This is a genomic window from Clostridium estertheticum subsp. estertheticum (genome assembly GCF_001877035.1).
In the GTDB taxonomy this organism is placed as follows: domain Bacteria; phylum Bacillota; class Clostridia; order Clostridiales; family Clostridiaceae; genus Clostridium_AD; species Clostridium_AD estertheticum.
Window position 1 is genome coordinate 2,150,374 of record NZ_CP015756.1, and the last position, 18,678, is coordinate 2,169,051.

The 18,678-nt window shown below is 30.4% G+C and carries 23 protein-coding genes and 2 pseudogenes; 23 read left to right on the plus strand and 2 right to left on the minus strand.

Annotation, left to right across the window (positions count from 1 at the left end):
* Positions 1–24 precede the first annotated feature (24 nt).
* The 10 genes from A7L45_RS22440 (at position 25) to A7L45_RS09835 (ending at position 6,397) form a co-directional block, all read left to right on the plus strand.
* Entirely contained in the window at positions 25–1,689 is a 1,665-nt protein-coding gene (locus tag A7L45_RS22440; RefSeq protein WP_076605249.1) for an RHS repeat domain-containing protein, read from the plus strand.
* 6 nt (positions 1,690–1,695) lie between these two features.
* Positions 1,696–2,391, plus strand: coding sequence for an RHS repeat-associated core domain-containing protein (locus A7L45_RS23775; RefSeq protein ID WP_076605250.1), 696 nt, complete (start codon positions 1,696–1,698; stop codon positions 2,389–2,391).
* 4 nt (positions 2,392–2,395) lie between these two features.
* Positions 2,396–2,890: a hypothetical protein gene (locus A7L45_RS09800; RefSeq protein ID WP_071612605.1), complete on the plus strand. Its 495-nt coding sequence runs from the start codon at positions 2,396–2,398 to the stop codon at positions 2,888–2,890.
* Between the two features lie 167 nt (positions 2,891–3,057).
* Positions 3,058–3,183: a hypothetical protein gene (locus A7L45_RS24060; RefSeq protein WP_257786568.1), complete on the plus strand. Its 126-nt coding sequence runs from the start codon at positions 3,058–3,060 to the stop codon at positions 3,181–3,183.
* 74 nt (positions 3,184–3,257) lie between these two features.
* Positions 3,258–3,434, plus strand: a complete 177-nt coding sequence (locus tag A7L45_RS23510) for a hypothetical protein (protein ID WP_084647422.1) — start codon at positions 3,258–3,260, stop codon at positions 3,432–3,434.
* A gap of 4 nt (positions 3,435–3,438) precedes the next feature.
* Positions 3,439–4,404: an RHS repeat-associated core domain-containing protein gene (locus A7L45_RS22555; protein WP_472844457.1), complete on the plus strand. Its 966-nt coding sequence runs from the start codon at positions 3,439–3,441 to the stop codon at positions 4,402–4,404.
* Positions 4,405–4,419: 15 nt separating this feature from the next.
* Positions 4,420–4,782 (plus strand): DUF7716 domain-containing protein, encoded by a 363-nt coding sequence (locus A7L45_RS09815; RefSeq protein WP_071612606.1) that lies wholly within the window; start codon positions 4,420–4,422, stop codon positions 4,780–4,782.
* A 475-nt stretch (positions 4,783–5,257) separates the two neighbouring features.
* On the plus strand, positions 5,258–5,413 hold the full coding sequence (locus A7L45_RS23780) for a hypothetical protein (protein WP_224616975.1): 156 nt from the start codon (positions 5,258–5,260) through the stop codon (positions 5,411–5,413).
* Between the two features lie 203 nt (positions 5,414–5,616).
* Complete coding sequence (locus A7L45_RS22565) at positions 5,617–5,946, plus strand: HNH/ENDO VII family nuclease (protein WP_071612607.1); 330 nt, start codon at positions 5,617–5,619, stop codon at positions 5,944–5,946.
* Positions 5,947–5,965: 19 nt separating this feature from the next.
* Complete coding sequence (locus tag A7L45_RS09835; protein ID WP_071612608.1) at positions 5,966–6,397, plus strand: SMI1/KNR4 family protein; 432 nt, start codon at positions 5,966–5,968, stop codon at positions 6,395–6,397.
* 32 nt (positions 6,398–6,429) lie between these two features.
* On the opposite strand, the gene A7L45_RS09840 is transcribed toward A7L45_RS09835, so the two are convergent.
* Both A7L45_RS09840 and A7L45_RS23790 read right to left on the minus strand, forming a co-directional pair.
* Positions 6,430–7,341 carry an IS3 family transposase gene (locus A7L45_RS09840; RefSeq protein ID WP_071612609.1) on the minus strand — a complete coding sequence of 304 codons (912 nt, stop codon included), beginning with the start codon at positions 7,339–7,341 and terminating at the stop codon, positions 6,430–6,432.
* Positions 7,338–7,508, minus strand: a complete 171-nt coding sequence (locus A7L45_RS23790) for a hypothetical protein (RefSeq protein ID WP_236900476.1) — start codon at positions 7,506–7,508, stop codon at positions 7,338–7,340. The genes A7L45_RS09840 and A7L45_RS23790 overlap by 4 nt, the downstream gene beginning before the upstream one ends.
* A 189-nt stretch (positions 7,509–7,697) precedes the next feature.
* Between A7L45_RS23790 and A7L45_RS09850 the strand changes: the two genes are divergently transcribed.
* From A7L45_RS09850 to A7L45_RS09915, 13 genes and pseudogenes are all read left to right on the plus strand, one after another.
* Positions 7,698–8,018 carry an RHS repeat domain-containing protein gene (locus tag A7L45_RS09850; protein ID WP_071612611.1) on the plus strand — a complete coding sequence of 107 codons (321 nt, stop codon included), beginning with the start codon at positions 7,698–7,700 and terminating at the stop codon, positions 8,016–8,018.
* Positions 8,019–8,183: 165 nt separating this feature from the next.
* On the plus strand, positions 8,184–8,960 hold the full coding sequence (locus A7L45_RS22570) for an RHS repeat-associated core domain-containing protein (protein ID WP_084647425.1): 777 nt from the start codon (positions 8,184–8,186) through the stop codon (positions 8,958–8,960).
* Between the two features lie 14 nt (positions 8,961–8,974).
* On the plus strand, positions 8,975–9,397 hold the full coding sequence (locus A7L45_RS09865) for an Imm44 family immunity protein (RefSeq protein ID WP_071612612.1): 423 nt from the start codon (positions 8,975–8,977) through the stop codon (positions 9,395–9,397).
* 541 nt (positions 9,398–9,938) lie between these two features.
* Positions 9,939–10,067: an RHS repeat protein gene (locus tag A7L45_RS23795; protein WP_224616973.1), complete on the plus strand. Its 129-nt coding sequence runs from the start codon at positions 9,939–9,941 to the stop codon at positions 10,065–10,067.
* A gap of 343 nt (positions 10,068–10,410) precedes the next feature.
* Positions 10,411–10,548 (plus strand): hypothetical protein, encoded by a 138-nt coding sequence (locus tag A7L45_RS23805; protein WP_224616971.1) that lies wholly within the window; start codon positions 10,411–10,413, stop codon positions 10,546–10,548.
* Positions 10,549–10,999: 451 nt separating this feature from the next.
* Positions 11,000–13,351, plus strand: coding sequence for an RHS repeat-associated core domain-containing protein (locus tag A7L45_RS23815; RefSeq protein ID WP_071612613.1), 2,352 nt, complete (start codon positions 11,000–11,002; stop codon positions 13,349–13,351).
* Between the two features lie 41 nt (positions 13,352–13,392).
* Positions 13,393–13,866 carry a DUF6985 domain-containing protein gene (locus tag A7L45_RS09890; RefSeq protein ID WP_071612614.1) on the plus strand — a complete coding sequence of 158 codons (474 nt, stop codon included), beginning with the start codon at positions 13,393–13,395 and terminating at the stop codon, positions 13,864–13,866.
* Positions 13,867–13,980: 114 nt separating this feature from the next.
* Positions 13,981–14,115: a hypothetical protein gene (locus A7L45_RS24065; protein ID WP_257786569.1), complete on the plus strand. Its 135-nt coding sequence runs from the start codon at positions 13,981–13,983 to the stop codon at positions 14,113–14,115.
* Positions 14,116–14,138: 23 nt separating this feature from the next.
* Positions 14,139–15,737, plus strand: a pseudogene (locus A7L45_RS23820) (RHS repeat-associated core domain-containing protein); the annotation flags it as partial.
* Positions 15,738–15,759: 22 nt separating this feature from the next.
* Complete coding sequence (locus A7L45_RS09900) at positions 15,760–16,113, plus strand: hypothetical protein (RefSeq protein ID WP_071612615.1); 354 nt, start codon at positions 15,760–15,762, stop codon at positions 16,111–16,113.
* Between the two features lie 546 nt (positions 16,114–16,659).
* Positions 16,660–17,160 (plus strand): annotated as a pseudogene (locus A7L45_RS24350) (RHS repeat-associated core domain-containing protein); the annotation flags it as partial.
* Positions 17,161–17,370: 210 nt separating this feature from the next.
* The gene (locus A7L45_RS24355; RefSeq protein ID WP_472844456.1) at positions 17,371–17,607 is read left to right on the plus strand and encodes a DNA/RNA non-specific endonuclease; all 237 of its coding nucleotides are present in this window, start codon (positions 17,371–17,373) and stop codon (positions 17,605–17,607) included.
* A gap of 97 nt (positions 17,608–17,704) precedes the next feature.
* A complete protein-coding gene (locus A7L45_RS09915) occupies positions 17,705–18,292 on the plus strand; it encodes a hypothetical protein (protein WP_071612616.1) in 588 nt (195 codons plus the stop codon).
* The last annotated feature ends 386 nt before the right edge of the window (positions 18,293–18,678 follow it).

Consider the following 18,678-nt stretch of genomic DNA (forward strand, 5'->3'; position numbering starts at 1 on the left):
AATACTTATGATCCAAAAGGAAATATGGAAACCTCGATAGATGGTGAAAACAATAAGGTTGAGTATACTTACACCTTGCTTGGTCAAATTAAGGATATAGTTACTCCAAACTCCAGAAAAGAAAACAAAAAAGCTCAAAGTTATAAATACGATGCTAGAGGGAACATAACTGGAATCACTGAGGGTAACGGAAACCAAACAAGCTACATGTTAGATGATTGGGGAAGAATAACTCAAATAGTAACTCCAGAAGGTGGAGCTGAAAAATACACCTATGACTATGCAGGAAATATTATAACAACAACAGACGCAAATGGTGGAACAATAACTTATAGTTACAATAGTTTAGGCCAAGTATCTGAAATAAAAGATCAAGAAGGAAATAGTGAATTTTTCTATTATGATGAAGAAGGAAACCTAAGTAAGCAGCTAGACAGAAACGAAAATATAGTAGATAGAAGTTATAATATTGATAAAAATATAGTTTCTGTAAAAGCTTATAAAAACCATAAAAAGACAATTGAAGAAATCTCAAAAGAGCAAAAAATCTTAAACATTATAGATCAAAGATATAACTATAATGAAGATGGAACACTAAAAAATGCATACACAGGAAACATGTTATATGAGTATAGTTTTAATGATGAAGGAATGCTGGAAAGCAAAAGTGCATCAGGAAGAACACTTTTAAGTTATTACTATGATAAGAATAATAATATTAAAACTATAAAGGATATCTCAGGTAAAAGTAGTATTTATAATTATGATGATGCAAATAGAGTTAAAGAAATAAAAGATAACAACGAAAACACAGTAGTAGATTATGTTTACTTTAAAAATGACAATATAAAAAGCATAAACTATGGAAATGGTTTAAAGTCAAATTATAGCTATGATGGTGATGGCAATGTTGAGAGCTTAGTTACAGTAACTTCAACAGGTGAAGTGTTAGTTGATTACAATTATGCTTATGACCTAAATGGAAATAGAATAGAAAAAGTGAGCAGTAAACATAAAAACCACTACACCTATGACAGCATGAATAGATTAAAGGATTCAAGCTATGATGGAAGACAAGAAAGCTTTACCTACGATAAGGTAGGCAACAGATTAAGCAAAACAACAAATGATATTACAGATAATTATATTTATAATGTAAAGAACCAACTAAAGGAATTACGCCAAGATTCTGGCACAAATCACTTTACTTATGATAAACAAGGCAATACAATAAAAGAAGAAAGTAACATAGGTGTAAACACCTTCGAGTACAATACCTTAAACCAACAGGTTAAAGCTATAACTAAGGATGGAAATACCTTAGTAAGTAGATATGATACTGAAGGCTTAAGATGTGAGATTGAAGAAAATGAAAAGTTAACAAGATTTATATTCCATAAGGAAAATGTATTAGTTGAAACAGATAAGGATTATAATTCGGTTTCAAGATTTACTAGAGGGCATGAAGTTGTTGCTGCTGATATTGCTAATGGAAATTTAGCGTCAGATGAAAATAGATATTATTATACTCATGATGAGCAAGGTAGCACCGTTTTTATTACAGACAAGGAGCAACAAATAAAAAATGAGTATTGTTATGATGCTTTTGGAAATGTTTTAGAAAGCACTGAGGATATTCGTAATAGGATAACTTATACAGGGCAGCAGTTTGATGGAATAACGAATTAATACTATTTGAGGGCTAGATTTTATAACCCTGTTATTGGGAGATTTACTCAGGAGGATGTTTATAGAGGTGATGGGCTAAATCTTTATGGGTATTGTGGGAGTAATCCGGTGGGGTATTGTGATCCTAGTGGGTACAAATGTGCTAGCAAACAAAGTGCATTTGGAAAGGTAGCTGATGAAGATTTAAAACGATACAATGACCATTGGGATAATGTTGCAGCAGCCGAAGGAATGTTACCAGATTATAATAGAGCAATTAAAAAATATGATGTATTTGGCGATTACTATGAAGCAAAATTAAAATATGAGAAAACATTTAAATGGGGAACTGACATAAAGGAAATGGATATAGATTATTTTAATAATAAAGCCGAAAAGTTAAAAGAATTAAGTGATAATAATCAATTAAGTAAAACAAAATCTAAACGTAATCAAAGTATTACAAGATCTTATAAAGAATATATGAAAGAAGATTCAGTACAAAAGTACAAAGATAATCCTACAGAATTAAAGAAGGCAATTAAAAGGGTTAATAAGATGGATCCTGATCATATTTGGGAGTTGCAATTAGGAGGACCCGATGAATGGAAAAATCTTAAAATGGCTGAAATGTATACAAATAGAAAAATAGGAATAAATATAAGTGCTCAGTTGAGAAATGTGGCTGAAAATGGAAGAATAAAAATAGTTATTGAAAGGTGATAATATGAATAAAATAATATTAACAAAGATTGAAAGAATAGAAGAAATTTTGAAAAAAAACATTTCGTATATGGCATTAGCTTTAATAGAGAAAAGAGAGTCTACTAAATCTAGAGAAAGTTTTGAGGAATTAGATAGTATAGAAGATTTTTTATGGTTAAAAAGTCAATACCAATATATGAACATTGCAGATATCTTATTCTGGTTTGATGATGATGAATTTAAAGATCACCAAAATGATATTATTATGTATGAAGTAAAAAATCCGGCTCAATATATTTGTATAGGAGAAGTAGCGCCTTATCCTATATTACTTAACAAAAAAAATGGCTATGTATATTGTGTAACTAGTGAATTAGGAGAAGAATGCGAGATAAAAGAATATAATAAATTCGAGAATTTTATTAATGAATATGTAGTGGGAGAAAAATATTTAGAGATTGGAAGCAGCCAAAAATGGTATAAATTTATGAAGGAAAATGAAATAATAGAAGAATAAATAATTTTTAATTTTTATGCTTTGTGTATGTCAATTATCATATAATTCAAACTTATTGGAAAGATATTAATTAGTAAAACAACTTGGTTCCAATTTCTTCTATTTAATCGGGTTTCAAGCCAGTAATTGTAAATTTAAAAAATACAAAATCTCATCATAAGTAAATTATGATGGGATTTGTCTATAAGGCGAAAGCAAAAGCGGTAGCAGGGTGGGTAGTGGAAAAATATAGAGTGCAAGGTGAAAACTCTATATTACGAAGGAACCCTACACCAATAGGTGTAATAGCATAGAGAAAATAAAATATAGTGATTAACCTAAAGGCAAAGTAAGCAGTAAACATAAAAATCACTATACCTATGACAGCATGAATAGATTAAAAGATTCAAGATATGATGGGAGGCAAGAAAGCTTTACCTATGATAAAGCAGGGAACAGATTAAGTAAAACAACAAATGATATAACAGATAAATATGTTTATAATGTAAAGAACCAGCTTAGGTGCAAACACCTTCGAGTACAATACATTAAACCAACAGGTTAAGGCTATCACTAAGGAAGGAAACACTTTAGTTAGTAGATATGATACTGAAGGTCTAAGATGTGAGATTGAAGAGAACGAAAAGTTAACGAGATTTATTTTCCATAAGGAAAATATTTTAGTTGAAACAGATAAAGATTATAATTGTATTTCTAGATTTACTAGAGGGCATGAAGTTGTTGCTGTTGATATGGCTGATGGAGATTTAGTGGGTAATAGATATTATTACACTCAAGATGAACAAGGTAGCACAGCCCATATTACAGACAAAGAGCAACAAATAAAAAATGAGTATTGTTATGATGCTTTTGGTAATGTTTTAGAAAGTACTGAAGATGTTCATAATAGGATAACTTATACAGGGCAGCAGTTTGATGGAATAACGAATCAATACTATTTGAGAGCTAGATTTTATAACCCTGTTATTGGAAGATTTACGCAGGATGATGTTTATAGGGGTGATGGGTTAAATCTTTATAGTTATTGTGGAAATAATCCTGTGGGGTATTGTGATCCTAGTGGGTATAAGTCAAAATGTGGAAGTAAGATACAGGCTATAAATGATACTGAGGTGGCGGATAATCCTAGAAGTGCAGTGCAGTATAATACATTCCACCAATTTGAGTTAGATAATAATTTTTATTATGCAAGTGATTCAGTTCAATTTAGACAAGCTAATAAATCAGTTGTAGAAAGACTAAATAGCGATACTGTGTTCAGAAAAGATATGTTTAGAAGAAATCCAGAATTAAAAACATGGTTGGATAATAATCCTAATTTATCTAACAGCCCAACAGAGCTTACATGGCATCATTCTGAAGAAACTGGATTTTTGAAATTAGTTGATAGAACTGACCATAGTACTAATTCCAGTATATATCATCCAACTGGAAATGGAGGAAGAGATATGTGGGGAGGAGGTAAGCTAGGGAGAATAGGAAAATTGGATAAGTTTGGAAAAATTAAAAAGTAAGAAAGGTGAAGAGAAATGTTAACAAAGAATAAAGAATACAAATTTTATCAAATAATTAATGAATTAAGAAATATATATTTGCAAGATGGATCTAAAAAACTGTATCAAGACAATAATTGGTGTGTATATTCACAATTGGATAATGTTGAGTTAAAATCAAATTGTTATATAGATGAGTACCCTGAAATTGATGATACAAGTTTTGAAGAAAAATCACCAAGTTTTATTGAGGAAAGAGAGTTGCAACTTATTTTTAGAGATGAATTATTACAAGATGTAATAGTATCCACATTGAGTAGAAAAGAAAATGCATCAAATGAAGAGTTGCTTGAATCAATTCATTATTACGATGATAATGACACTTTTTTGGAATTGTAGAAGTGAATTGATTATAACAATATAGTATTAAGTAATCATCTTCATTCATAATGAGTATTTAATTATATATATAATTAAATAAGTTATAAGAAATAATACTGCATAATTATCATAATGTAGAGAGGTATAACAACAATTGCATATATATATCATGATAACAATAAGTGCTAATGCTGAAAAAGGCATTAGCCTTTTTCTATTAGCAAACACAGACTTCCAGTTTATGTTAGGAAATCTGAGGTGCTAGCAAAAACTGTAAGCTTTTGCTTTCTATAAAGAAGGAAAAGTTATTCAAATTAAAGATGAACTAAACAGAACAGTTCAATATAAGTATGAAGGACAATATTTAACAGAAGTAGTTCACGTTGATCGTGGAATAACAAGATATACCTATAATGAAGACGGATTTATAAACAGCATTACAGATCAAAATGGACAAACTTATACTAAAAACTTCTTTGATATAAGAGGAAGAGTGACAAAGCAAGATTCCCCAAATGGAGATACTTGTAATATAACCTATGATGATGCAGAAAGGGAAGTAACATTTTATTACCTACAAAGTCAAAGGACAGAAAAAACAAGGTTGGGAGATTTACTCAGGAGGATGTTTATAGAGGCGATGGGTTAAATCTTTATGGGTATTGCGGAGGGAATCCTGTTGTTTACTATGATCCTAGTGGGTATGCGAAAAGGGAATGTCCACCATCGAAAACTCAGGCTATAAATGATACGAAGAGCATAGAAGAACCCAGTAATAATCGAAAGATTTTTTCAGAAGAAAAAAAACAATGGACTGTAAATAGACCTAAAGGTACGAAACAAACCTATGAAGTGTATCAATGTAATGATATTGAGTGGGAGCATATTCGTACTGACGGGAAAAGTGGATTTATAGGAAAAACTAATTCACAAGCAGCTGCCAGTGGGTTAGAACCACAATTATCTGATGGAAATTTTGCAACTTTGCATCATACAGGACAAGATTCAAGAGGAGCTTTAGCTGAGGCAAGTACCAGATATCATGGTGTTGGTAAGTATGGACAAGACATATTACACAGCCAATATGGGAAAAATAAACCTAACCCTAAATTCCCGATTGACAGGAAAAAATTTAGTGTTGATACTCGTGAATATTGGAAATTTCGTGTGGAAAATAAATAGATAGAGGTGGAATAATATAATGGAAAATATAAAAGAATTAAGAAAAAGATATATAAAGTTATACCCTGATGATGGGATTAATAAAGTGGATTTAGATAAAATAGAGGTTAATCTTGGAATAGAGTTACCTAAAGATTTTTGTGAAATAGCGTTATTTTATGGTGGAGAATTACTTAGTGGAATCGATACTTTTTCATTTTCGTGTGATAGAGCTAATACAAATATTATTGCTGAGACAATTAGAATTAGGTCTGCTATAGGGCTACCATCTAGATTTATAGTGTTGGGAGAACCTCCAGAAAGCCTTATTGTTATGGATACAGAGAACACGCCTTCTATTATTTGGTGTGATGCTATGGATGTTTCAAGGTTAGATGATAATTCCTTTATTTCAAAAACGGATAAATGGAATACGTATTTTGGTGCTATGTCAATAAAAAGTACAAATTAAAATGAGAAAGTTATTGTTGCAACTTTCTTAAATTAACTTGCGTTTAATATACTAAGGTTGGTTGCTTTTTCATATGCTATTTCAAACTCAACAGGTGACATATAGTTGCAATGGCTATGAATTCTTACTGTATTGTAAAATGCTTCGATGTATTCAAATATAAGAGCATACGCACAAATGTAATTTTTAATTTTAAACCGGTTTATCCATTCACGTTTGATAATTGCATGGAAAGATTCAATACATGCATTATCCCATGGGAAGGCTTTTTTTGAATAACTAGTAGTCATGTTGGTAGTTACCTTTTTATATTCACTAGAGACATACTGGCTGCCTCTGTCACTGTGTATAATGATTGGGTTAATCATTTCCCTGTTATCCTTGGCTTTATTAATTGTATCAATAACACAGGATACCTGAAGAGTCTCTGTGAGCGTCCAAGCTATAATCTTTCTAGAATACAAATCCATAATGCTAGTAAGATATACAAAACCTGCATTCGTCCAAATATATGTGATATCTGTGCACCAAACTGTATTTGGAGCAAGTGGATTAAATTGCTCATTAAGTATGTTTTCAAGTTTGCTGCTGAAATCAGAATTTTTTGTAGTAATAGTATATGGTTTTATATACTGGGCTTTTATTCCGAGTTCTCTCATATATTTTCCAACAGTACGTTCTGATATTTTTTCACCATATTTTTGTATTTCTTTTGTAATTTTAGGAGCACCATAATTTTGGTACGATTTATCATAGATTCTCTGGATTTCTCCCTTTACAGATTGCATTCTCTTTTGCTGATTTGTAGGAAGACGATGCATCCATGAGTTATATCCCGATCGTGAAACGCCTAATATATTAAGCACTTTGCTGACAGAAACCCGGCGTTTTCCCTTGAGGTCTTCACATTCGTTTTGTACTTCAAGAAAAATTGCTTCTGTCAATTTCCCAGAATGCTTATTGCTTTTTTTAGTATATCAAGTGCATCTTTTGTATCACGAAGTTCACGTTTTAATAGTGAAATCTCCTTTTGTTCATCGCTGCCGTAATTACCAGATCCACGGACTTGAATTCCATTTTTTTCATTGGCCTCTTTCAACCATTTTGACAAGGTACTACCTCCTATGCCAAGGTTTTTGGAACAGCCTGTTAATGCGAGATCCTTGTGATCTATATAATATTTGACAGCATCTTCTTTAAATTGTTTATCGTGTTGTTTTCTCATGATTAAGTCCCTCCATCTATTATTTTCATTGTAATACTTATCAGGAACTTTCTCAATTTCTATTGTACTATTTTTATGCTATCACCATATGCTTATGATTTAAATGGTAATAGAATAGAAAAAGTAAGCAGCAAACATAAAAACAACTACACCTATGACAGCATGAATAGATTAAAAGATTCAAGCTATGATGGAAGACAAGAAAGCTTCACCTATGATAAAGTAGGGAATAGATTAACAAAAACAACAAATGGTATAACTGATAAATATGTTTATAATGTAAAGAATCAGCTAAAGGAATTACACCAAGATTCCAGCACAAATCTCTTTACTTATGATAAGCAAGGCAATACAATAAAAGAAGAAAGTAACCTAGGGGCAAAAACCTTCGAGTAAAATAACCTAAACCAACAAGTTAAAGCTATAACTAAGGAAGGAAATACATTAGTAAGTAGATATGATACTGAAGGTTTAAGATGTGAGATTGAAGAGAATGAAAAACTAACTAAGTTTATTTTCCATAAGGAAAATGTTTTAGTTGAAACTGATAAGGATTATAATTTGGTTTCTAGATTTACTAGAGGTTATGAAGTAGTTACTGCGGATATTACAAGTAATACAGAAGAAAATAGGTATTACTATACTCATGACGAGCAGGGAAGTACTGTTTTTGTTACTAATAATGAGCAAGAAATTAGAAATGAATATTGTTATGATGCTTTTGGTAATGTTTTAGAAAGCACCGAAGATGTTCATAATAGAATTACTTATACAGGTCAGCAGTTTGATGGAATTACTCAACAATACTACTTGAGAGCAAGATTCTATAATCCTGTTATTGGTAGATTTACTCAGGAGGATGTTTATAGAGGTGATGGGTTAAATCTTTATAGTTATTGTGGGAGTAATCCGGTGGGGTATTGTGATCCTAGTGGGTACATGAAGTGTGACTCTAAGTCAAGTGCATGGAATGATTTTCAAAAAGAACATAAAGGTGAACCTACTTCAACTAAATGTAGGGCAGATGTATATAATAAAGAAAATCCTAAAGTAACTAAATCTAGTAGTGATAAAGTACATGGAAATTCGCATCAAACTACAAAACCTGCTGTAGGATATACTATAAGAGACGTTGAAACAGATGAAATTCTTAAATATGGAGAAACTACAAGAGGAACAAAGCGATATACTCAAGGCTTTTATCAGGAGAATAATGCATATATGAATATTGAAGAGACCGGAAGTAAAAAGAAAATGCATGAATGGCAAAATAAAGAAATATTAAAATACAAAGAGAAATACATTAAAAGACCACCGTTAAACAAAAGTGATTATTAATTGGAGGAGAAGAGATGAATATTTATATTACAGGAGAGCTAGACAAACAAAATTCAAAAGAATTTTTAGCAATAAGAAAGGAAATAATTAATAAAATAGAGGCGCTAAAAAATAATTATTATGGAATAGCTATAGAAAAAATATCAATTATTTCTATATTAGCAAATTTAACTCCGGAACTCGAACAAGCTGGATTTTTTAAAGAAAGAAAACTAATTAAGAAAAAACAAAAGAGTGCTGATATTAGATTACGTATTGATTTTAATAAATTTAACAACTCAGATTCTTCTTTAAAAAGATTGCTGGTTATAAAAAATATAATTGAGTCAATAAGAGTAGTTGGAAGTAGAGTAAAAGAAGAATTTAATGCTCAAAAATTAGAAGAGGATATTTTAATAGCTTTAGACGTTAAGATTGATGATATTAATATGATTTAGATATAAAGTCATAAATTTTTATTTTTCATTCGTGGGGCCTAAGAACACTGTATTCAGATTGTAGTAGCAAACGCAAACGTCCAGCTTATGTTAGAAAATCCGAGATTATAAACAGCAAGTTAAGGGAAGAGATTAATATTATCCTATTATTTATAGATATACTTAAAAAATAATTATCGAAAATAGAGTGGATTTGACTGTAAATTAGGTCTTAATCCACTCTTTGTTTTAGAGTTAAATATTATATTCTTAGTGAAAATATAATATTTTCGATAGGTTTCGTGGAGAAAGTATAAGAGACAGCGAAGGAAACATAATAAAAGAGGTAAATCCAAATTACTTTGATGAGGATTTACAAAATGGGTTAGGTATAGAATATGTCTATGACAAAGATAATAGAAAAATAAAAACACTATATCCAGATGGTGGAGTAGAAAGATTTGTTTTAGACCCTAATGGAAATGTCATAAAACACATAAGTCCAGAATACTACAATGCAAAAACAGATGATGGACTGGGGTATAGCTATATCTATGATTCAATGAATAGATTAGCTTCTATAATAAATGAAGATGGAATTATAGATAAAACCTTTGAATATGACCTTCATGGGAATATAATTAAGGAAATAGATAGTGAAGGAAACTCTACTTTATTTAAATATGATTAGATTAGTAATCTAATTGAAAAAAGAGTTCCAGTTGAAAAAGAAAAATATAACGTAATTTGCTACCAGTATGATGAAAATAGTAACAAAATCTTAGAAAGACATGGAACAGACTTAGTTAATAAAGAAGAATATTGCGATTACTACCATGAAATCTACTTTGAATATGATAAAGAAAATAGACTTATCGAAGTTAAAGATAAACATGGTGCAAAAGCGAGATACAAATATGACTCATTAAATAATAAAACCTACGAAAGCTTTAAAATAAATGATACTACAGAAAAAATAGTTCATTATAACTATGATAAAGCAGGAAATTTAATAGAAAAGAAAGAAGAAATAGATGGTAAGTTTATTTCACCAGAAAATAAGGATAAAAATATCTGGGCAATCACTAAATATGAATATGATAAAAATGGCAATACCACTAAAATTACAACTCCAAAAGGCTTTGAAATTGGAAGAGTATATGATGTTATAGATAGGGTTATTGAGCAATATGAAAAAGATGAGATAAATAACATATTTAGAAGCCATGTATATAAATATGATAAAGCCAGCAATATCATAGCTTTAAGTAAATCATAGCTTTAAGTAAATATAGTGGGAAAGATGCAAGACTTATAAATAAAAAATATTCAAGTGAAAATGACTATAACATAAAAGCTCTTGACAGATATGAAAAGGCTAAGGAAAATAAAAAGTTATTTGAAGAATTACAGTTTGAAGAAGATAAAAAGAGTGAAGGGTACACTTATGATTCTCAAGATAGACTTACTAACTTTAAGAATATCGCAGGAAATACCACAAGATTAATTTATGATAAAAATGATAGAATAATAAAACAAATACTACCACAGCAATATGATGAAACCACAGATGATGGGTTAGGTACAACCTATGTTTACAACCTAAAAGGTCAAGTAATCCAGGTGAAAAATGCCCTTGGAGAAACAGTAACTAAAAACACTTATGATCCAAAGGGAAATATGGAAACCTCAATTGATGGTGAAAACAACAAGGTTGAGTATACCTACACCTTACTTGGTCAAATTAAGGATATAGTTACTCCAAACTCCAGAAAAGAAAATAAAAAAGCTCAAAGTTATAAATACGATGCTAGAGGAAACATAACTGGAATCACTGAGGGCAACGGGAACCAAACAAGCTATGACTTAGATGTTTGGGGAAGAATAACTCAAATAGTAACTCCAGAAGGTGGGACTGAAAAGTACACCTACGATTATGCAGGGAATATTATAACAACCACAGATGCAAATGGTGGAACAATAACTTATAGTTATAATAGTTTAGGACAAGTATCAGAGATAAAAGATCAAGAAGGAAATAGTGAATATTTCTATTATGATGAAGAAGGAAATTTAAGTAAGCAGTTAAACAGAAATGAAAACATTGTAGATAGAAGTTATAATATTGATAAAAACATAGTTTCTGTAAAAGCTTATAAAAAGACAATAGAAGAAATTTCAAAAGAGCAAAAAATCTTAAACATTATAGATCAAAGATATAATTATAATGAAGATGGAACACTAAAAAATGCATACACAGGAAACATGTTGTATGAGTATAACTTTAATGCTGAAGGAATGCTGGAAAGCAAAAGTGCATCAGGAAAAACACTTTTAAATTATGATTATGATAAAAATAATAATATTAAAACTATAAAAGATATTACAGGTAAAAGTAGTATTTATAGATATGATGATGCAAATAGAGTAAAAGAAATAAAGGATAATAGTGAAAACACCGTAGTAAATTATGATTACTTTAAAAATGATAATATAAAAAGCATAAACTATGGAAATGGATTAAAGACGGATTATAGCTATGATGGTGATGGCAATGTTGAGAGCTTAGTTACAGTAATTTCAACAGGTGAAGTAATAGTTGATTACAATTATGCTTATGACCTAAATGGAAATAGAATAGAAAAAGTGAGCAGTAAACATAAAAACCACTACACCTATGACAGCATGAATAGATTAAAAGATTCAAGCTATGATGGAAGACAAGAAAGCTTTACCTACGATAAGGTAGGCAACAGATTAAGCAAAACAACAAATGATATAACAGATAAATATGTTTATAATGTAAAAAACCAACTAAAAGAACTTAATCAAAATTCTGGCACAAATCTCTTTACTTATGATAAACAAGGCAATACAATAAAGGAAGAAAGTAACCTAGGTGTAAACACCTTCGAGTACAACAACTTAAACCAACAAGTTAAAGCTATAACTAAGGAAGGAAACACTTTAGTTAGTAGATATGATACTGAAGGTTTAAGATGTGAGATTGAAGAGAATGAGAAGTTAACTAAGTTTATATTCCATAAGGAAAATGTATTAGTTGAAACAGATAAGGACTATAATTTAATTTCTAGATTCACTAGAGGTTATGAAGTTGTTGCGGCTGATATTTCTGATGGAGATTTAGCGTCAGAGGGAAACAGATATTATTATACTCATGATGAGCAAGGTAGTACAGTTTTTATTACTGATAATGAGCAACAAATAAAAAATGAGTATTGTTATGATGCTTTTGGTAATGTTTTAGAAAGTACTGAAGATGTTGATAATCGGATAACTTATACAGGTCAACAGTTTGATGGAATAACGGATCAATACTATTTGAGGGCTAGATTTTATAATTCTGTTATTGGGAGATTCACTCAGGAGGATGTTTATAGGGGCGATGGGTTAAATCTTTATAGTTATTGTGGGAGTAATCCTGTGGGATATTTTGATCCTAGTGGATATACAAAATGTCCAATAGGGAGTAATAAAGAAACTAATTTTGATGAGTATCAATATAAAAAGAAACATGATCAAACACCTAAAAAAGGCGAGAGAGGCGTTTGGTCGGGTGAGAGGGGAGAATCAAAATACATTCCTAATGACAAAGAAATTCAAAGAGAACTTGCGAAATATGACTTAGATGGAATTAGTTATAAAAATTCAGAAGCAGATTTTAGTGATGTTGCGTTGGAGGAAGTTAAAATTAATGGTATGAGTGGAGAATCTAGTTTAAAGGATGCTAGAAAGTATAATTTTAAAGCTGCTGATCAGGAGTTATCACAAAAAAGTGGAGTTTCTATTAAAGAACTGGGAAAACTTAGAAAAAAACACGGACTTACATGGCATGAATGTAATGATATGAAAACAATGCAATTAGTTCCAAGCAAGATTAATAAATATTTTGGACATACTGGAGGTATAGGAGAAATAAATATGTTGTTTGATCTTTTGGAAGGAAAAATATGAAGAAAATAATAACGATATTATTTTGAAAGAAGGAGAGAATATTGAAAAAAATAATTGATTCAGTTTTTGGAGAGCTAGAAGTTTATGATTTAGGATGGAGAAAAGGATATAGTATAAATATATTTGGAGAACATTATGATGTTCTTTTGACTGTAGATGGTGAAGATAGAATAATGGAAGAACAGAAAAAAAGTTATCAAATTTTCGAAAAAAGTAAAAATAAGTATTTAAGTACAGTAGAGGGGGATTTATTTAAATATTATCTGGAAAATATTAAGGAAATAAGAAAAAATATTGAGGCTGAAAATTATAATATTGAAGCCCCAGTTATTGAAAATAAAGATCAATTTAAAAAATTGATTAAACCACGTGAGATAATTATACCGGAATATATTGATGAGGATACTACCACATTTGCTATAACATTTGATTGTACCTGGGTAGGAGATCATACTCTTGTTATAAGATTTGATAATGATGATATTGAGATAGGGACAGAAGAAATAATATTTTAAAATAAAAATTGTTTGCACATATACTATTATTCTGGAATAAAAATAAAATTTAGAAAATTGAAAATCAATTAAATTACAACTGTAAATATTATAAAATCCCATCATAAGTAAAATATGATGGGATTTGTCTATAAGGCGAAAGCAAAAGCGGTAGCAGGGTGGGTAGTGGAAAAATATAGAGTGCAAGGTGAAAACTCTATATTACGAAGGAAACCTACACCGATAGGTGTAATAGCATGGAGAAAATAAAATATAGTGATTAACCTAAAGGCAAAGTAAGCAGTAAACATAAAAACCACTACACATATGACAGCATGAATAGATTAAAGGATTCTAGCTATGATGGGAGACAAGAAAGCTTTACTTATGATAAAGTAGGGAATAGATTAAGCAAAACAACAAATGATATAACAGATAAATATGTTTATAATGTAAAAAATCAATTAAAAGAATCACACCAGAAGTCTGGGACAAATCACTTTACTTATGATAAACAAGGCAATACAATAAAAGAAGAAAGTAACTTAGGTGCAAACACCTTTGAGTACAATAATCTAAACCAACAAGTTAAAGCTATAACTAAGGAAGGAAATACATTAGTAAGTAGATATGATACTGAAGGTCTAAGAAGTGAAATTGAAGAGAATGAAAAGTTAACTAAGTTTATCTTTCATAAGGAAAATATATTAGTTGAAACTGATAAGGATTATAATCCAGTTTCTAGATTTACTAGAGGATATGAGGTTGTTGCTGCTGATATTGCTGAAGGAGATTTAGGGAGTAATAGATATTATTACACTCAGGATGAACAAGGCAATACAGCCCATATTACAGACAAAGAGCAACAAATAGCTATAACTAAGGAAGGAAACACTTTAGTTAGTAGATATGATACTGAAGGTCTAAGATGTGAGATTGAAGAGAATGAAAAACTAACTAAGTTTATTTTTCATAAGGAAAATATATTAGTTGAAACAGATAAGGATTATAATTGTATTTCTAGATTTACTAGAGGCTATGAGGTTGTTTCAGCTGACATTGCTAATGGAGAGTTAGGAAGTAATAGATATTATTACACTCAAGATGAACAAGGCAGTACAGTCTATATTACAGATAAAGAGCAACAAATAAAAAATGAATATTGTTATGATGCTTTTGGTAATGTTTTAGAAAGTACTGAGGATATTCATAATAGGATAACTTATACTGGGCAGCAGTTTGATGGGATAACGAATCAATACTACTTAAGAGCAAGGTTCTATAATTCTGTTATTGGGAGATTCACTCAGGAGGATGTTTATAGGGGTGATGGGTTAAATCTTTATAGTTATTGTGGGAATAATCCGGTTGCTTATTATGATCCTAGTGGGTATTCGAAAAGGGAATGTCCACCATCAAAAACTCAGGCTATAAATGAGAACAATGGGATAGAAGAAACTGGCGTAATCAAAAATTGGAAGGGAGAAACAGTAAAGATACCTGAAGGGCATAGAATGAGCCCTAGAGACCCTAGTATTTCAGCAGAACCAATATATAAAGAAGGGCCTTTTACAAGTGCACAAAGAGAAGCTTTCTTAAAAGGCGAATCAGGTGGTACAAAATTAGCACCACATCATAGACACCAACTGCCTGTAAGAGATGGCGGAGTTATTGATGAATTACCTGGTCCAGGTCATCCAGAAGGCAATATACATACAAAGGGTTCACCAAGTAGACATCCAGGGAAATCAATATTTAACGCTGAGCCTAAAGGTAATATATTAAGACAATCAGAAATTGATACCCATTGGAAATCTAAAGGAGGCAGAGTAATAGAAAAGGAACCTGATAAATGGTATGACCCAGGTCCGGAATATAATCTAGAAGATTGAAATATATTTAAGGAGATTGAAAATGAGAAGATTGAAAATTCAAGAATTAATGCAAATTAATGGAATGGATTATGTTATAATCAGTTATCTAAAGGATGATAAAATTGAAAAGATTGGAGAAATAAATAAACTTATGAACCAAGATTTGCCAGAGCAATTATTTGGCGATTTAGAAATAATTAAAAATTTAAATAATTCATTGGAAAATCAAGATATGCCAGTAACCTGGAAACAGGGTAAAGTAAAATGTCTTGTCTGCAAACCTACATCAGATATTATTGTTGGTTTATTTTATAATGAGTATAGGGCACTTTTTGATTCCATTGATTTTGGCAAAGAAATAAATACAAAGATTTTAAATATTTATGCTAAATGATATAGGTATAGATATAATTAAGAAATGCTAACATAAGGTTTATTACCATATAAATATATCAACAAGAAATATTCACTAAGTTCCAATTTGTTGAAGCATCTTGGAGAAAGAGTTAAGAACGAACCATATATTTTTTTCAAGTATCATATGAGTGTAAAAAATATTAAATCCCATCATAAGTAAATTATGATGGGATTTTGCATACCAAGCGATAGCAAAAGCGGTAGCGGTTTGGGGAGTGTAAAAATATAGAGTACAAGGTGAAAGTTATATAATATAAAGGGGACCCTACACGATAAGTGTAATAGAATAGATAAAATATAGGTATTACCTAAAGACAAAGTAAGCAATAAACATAAAAACCACTACACCTATGACAGCAGGAATAGATTAAAAGATTCTAGCTATGATGGAAGACAAGAAACCTTTGCCTATGATAAAACAGGGAATAGATTAAGTATAACAACAAATGATATAACATATAAATATGGTTAAAATGTAAAGAACCAGCTAAAGGAACTACATAGAGATTCTGGAACAAATTTCTTTGCTTATGATAAACAAGGCAATACAATAAAGGAAGAAAGTAACCTAGGTGAAAACACATTTGAGTACAATAATCTAAACCAACAAGTTAAAGCTATAACTAAGGAAGGAAACATTTTAGTTAGTAGATATGATACTGAAGGTTTAAGATGTGAGATTGAAGAGAATGAAAAACTAACTAAGTTTATTTTCCATAAGGAAAATGTTTTAGTTGAAACTGATAAGGACTTTAATTGTATTTCTAGATTTACAAGAGGGTATGAGGTTGTTGCTACGGATATTGCAAGTAATACAGAAGAAAATAGGTATTACTATACTCATGACGAGCAGGGAAGTACTGGTTTTATTACTGATAAAGAGCAGCACATAAAAAATGAATATTGTTATGATGCTTTTGGAAATGTACTAGATAGTAGGGAAGAGGTTCATAATAGGATAACTTATACAGGTCAACAGTTTGATGGTATAACTCAGCAGTATTATTTGAGAGCTAGATTTTATAATCCTGTTATTTATTATGATCCTAGTGGTTATGCTAAAAATACATGTATTACTAAAGCCAGATCATTTGAGGAAAGGGTAGCTAAAAGTAGTGGGCTTAAGTATAGATCTAGAGTTGGTAGTAATGGGGAACTTAGATCAGCATTTGCAAAAATAGAATCAAAACATATAGGAAAAGGAACTAATACCAATAAATCAGCGAGAACTTTAATGCAGAAACTTGGACTTGCTACTGATGATGCAGGCCATGCAATTGGTAAAAACCTCGGAGGACCAGTAGGAGCGAGATCAAAAAATTTATTTCAACAAAATTTAAATATTAATAGAGGAAATTTTGCTCAATTTGAAAAAATGATAGCCAAGGAAGTTTTAAAAGGTAAAGAGGTATTTATTAGAGTAGTTCCAAGATCAATGAAAGGAGCAACAAGACCTTATGAGGTTCTTTAGCAAGTTAGAATTAATGGAAAGACTATAAGTAAAGTATTTGAAAACCCTTTATAAGACAATAAGTTTATTAAATTTTGAATTAAGAAGGAGGAAAATAATGGAGCAATGTTATGTATTAAAAATTAATGAGGAAAAAAATATACAAGAAAATTCAGATTTATGTTTTATAGGAGGCTATCCTAGAATTCCAATTAGTGCAACAATCCCAAAATGTAAATTATGCAATAAAGAACAAACATTTATGTTTCAAGTAGCATTTCCTGAAAATCATGTTTGGTATGGTTTATCTATGGCTATATTTGCCTGTACATCTTGTGCTAAGGAAGGATACTTTATACCTGAGATGTTAAATGTACATCTTAAGGGAGCTAATATACCATTAGGGTTTTTAGATAAGTATCAAAAAAATTTTAAGAGTATGATTTTTGAAACTTCAGAAGCTAGAGTGCAAACTGATTATTGTGAAAAAGTTAAGTTTAAAAAGTGGGACTTAATAAAGGCAACTAATAATAAAATAAATAAAAATAAGATAGGTGGAATACCAAAATGGGTATTAGATGATGAAACCCCATCTACATACAATTATGAAAATTCTATGTTCTTTATAATGCAAATTTTCGAAGAATTTGAATTTGAAAAATCACCTAAAGCACCACCACAGATTGAGCTTAGTTTAACAGGATAATTTGAACCATCAGAAGACAATTTTTACAAACTCTTTATTGGAAATGCAATATATTTTTTTGGAACCCTAGATAGAAAAGATCCAAAGGTTTATATATTAACTCAAGTATAAAATCTCCGAAAGGTATATGATAATTTTCATCAGGCTTTAGGGGGCTTTTATTAATGACTTTATGATTAGAATCTTAGGAATGTGAGTATTTTAAGAGTAAACTGAGGTTATTTCAAGAAGGTAACAGGTTAACAAAAACAACAATTAATATTAGTAAGAATAAACTGTTTCCAGTTTATTCTATGGGGTCAGGGCTCAAGCTAATAATTGTAAATTATAAAAATTTCTAATCCCATCATAAGTAAATTATGATGGATTTTTATCTGTAGTGCGAA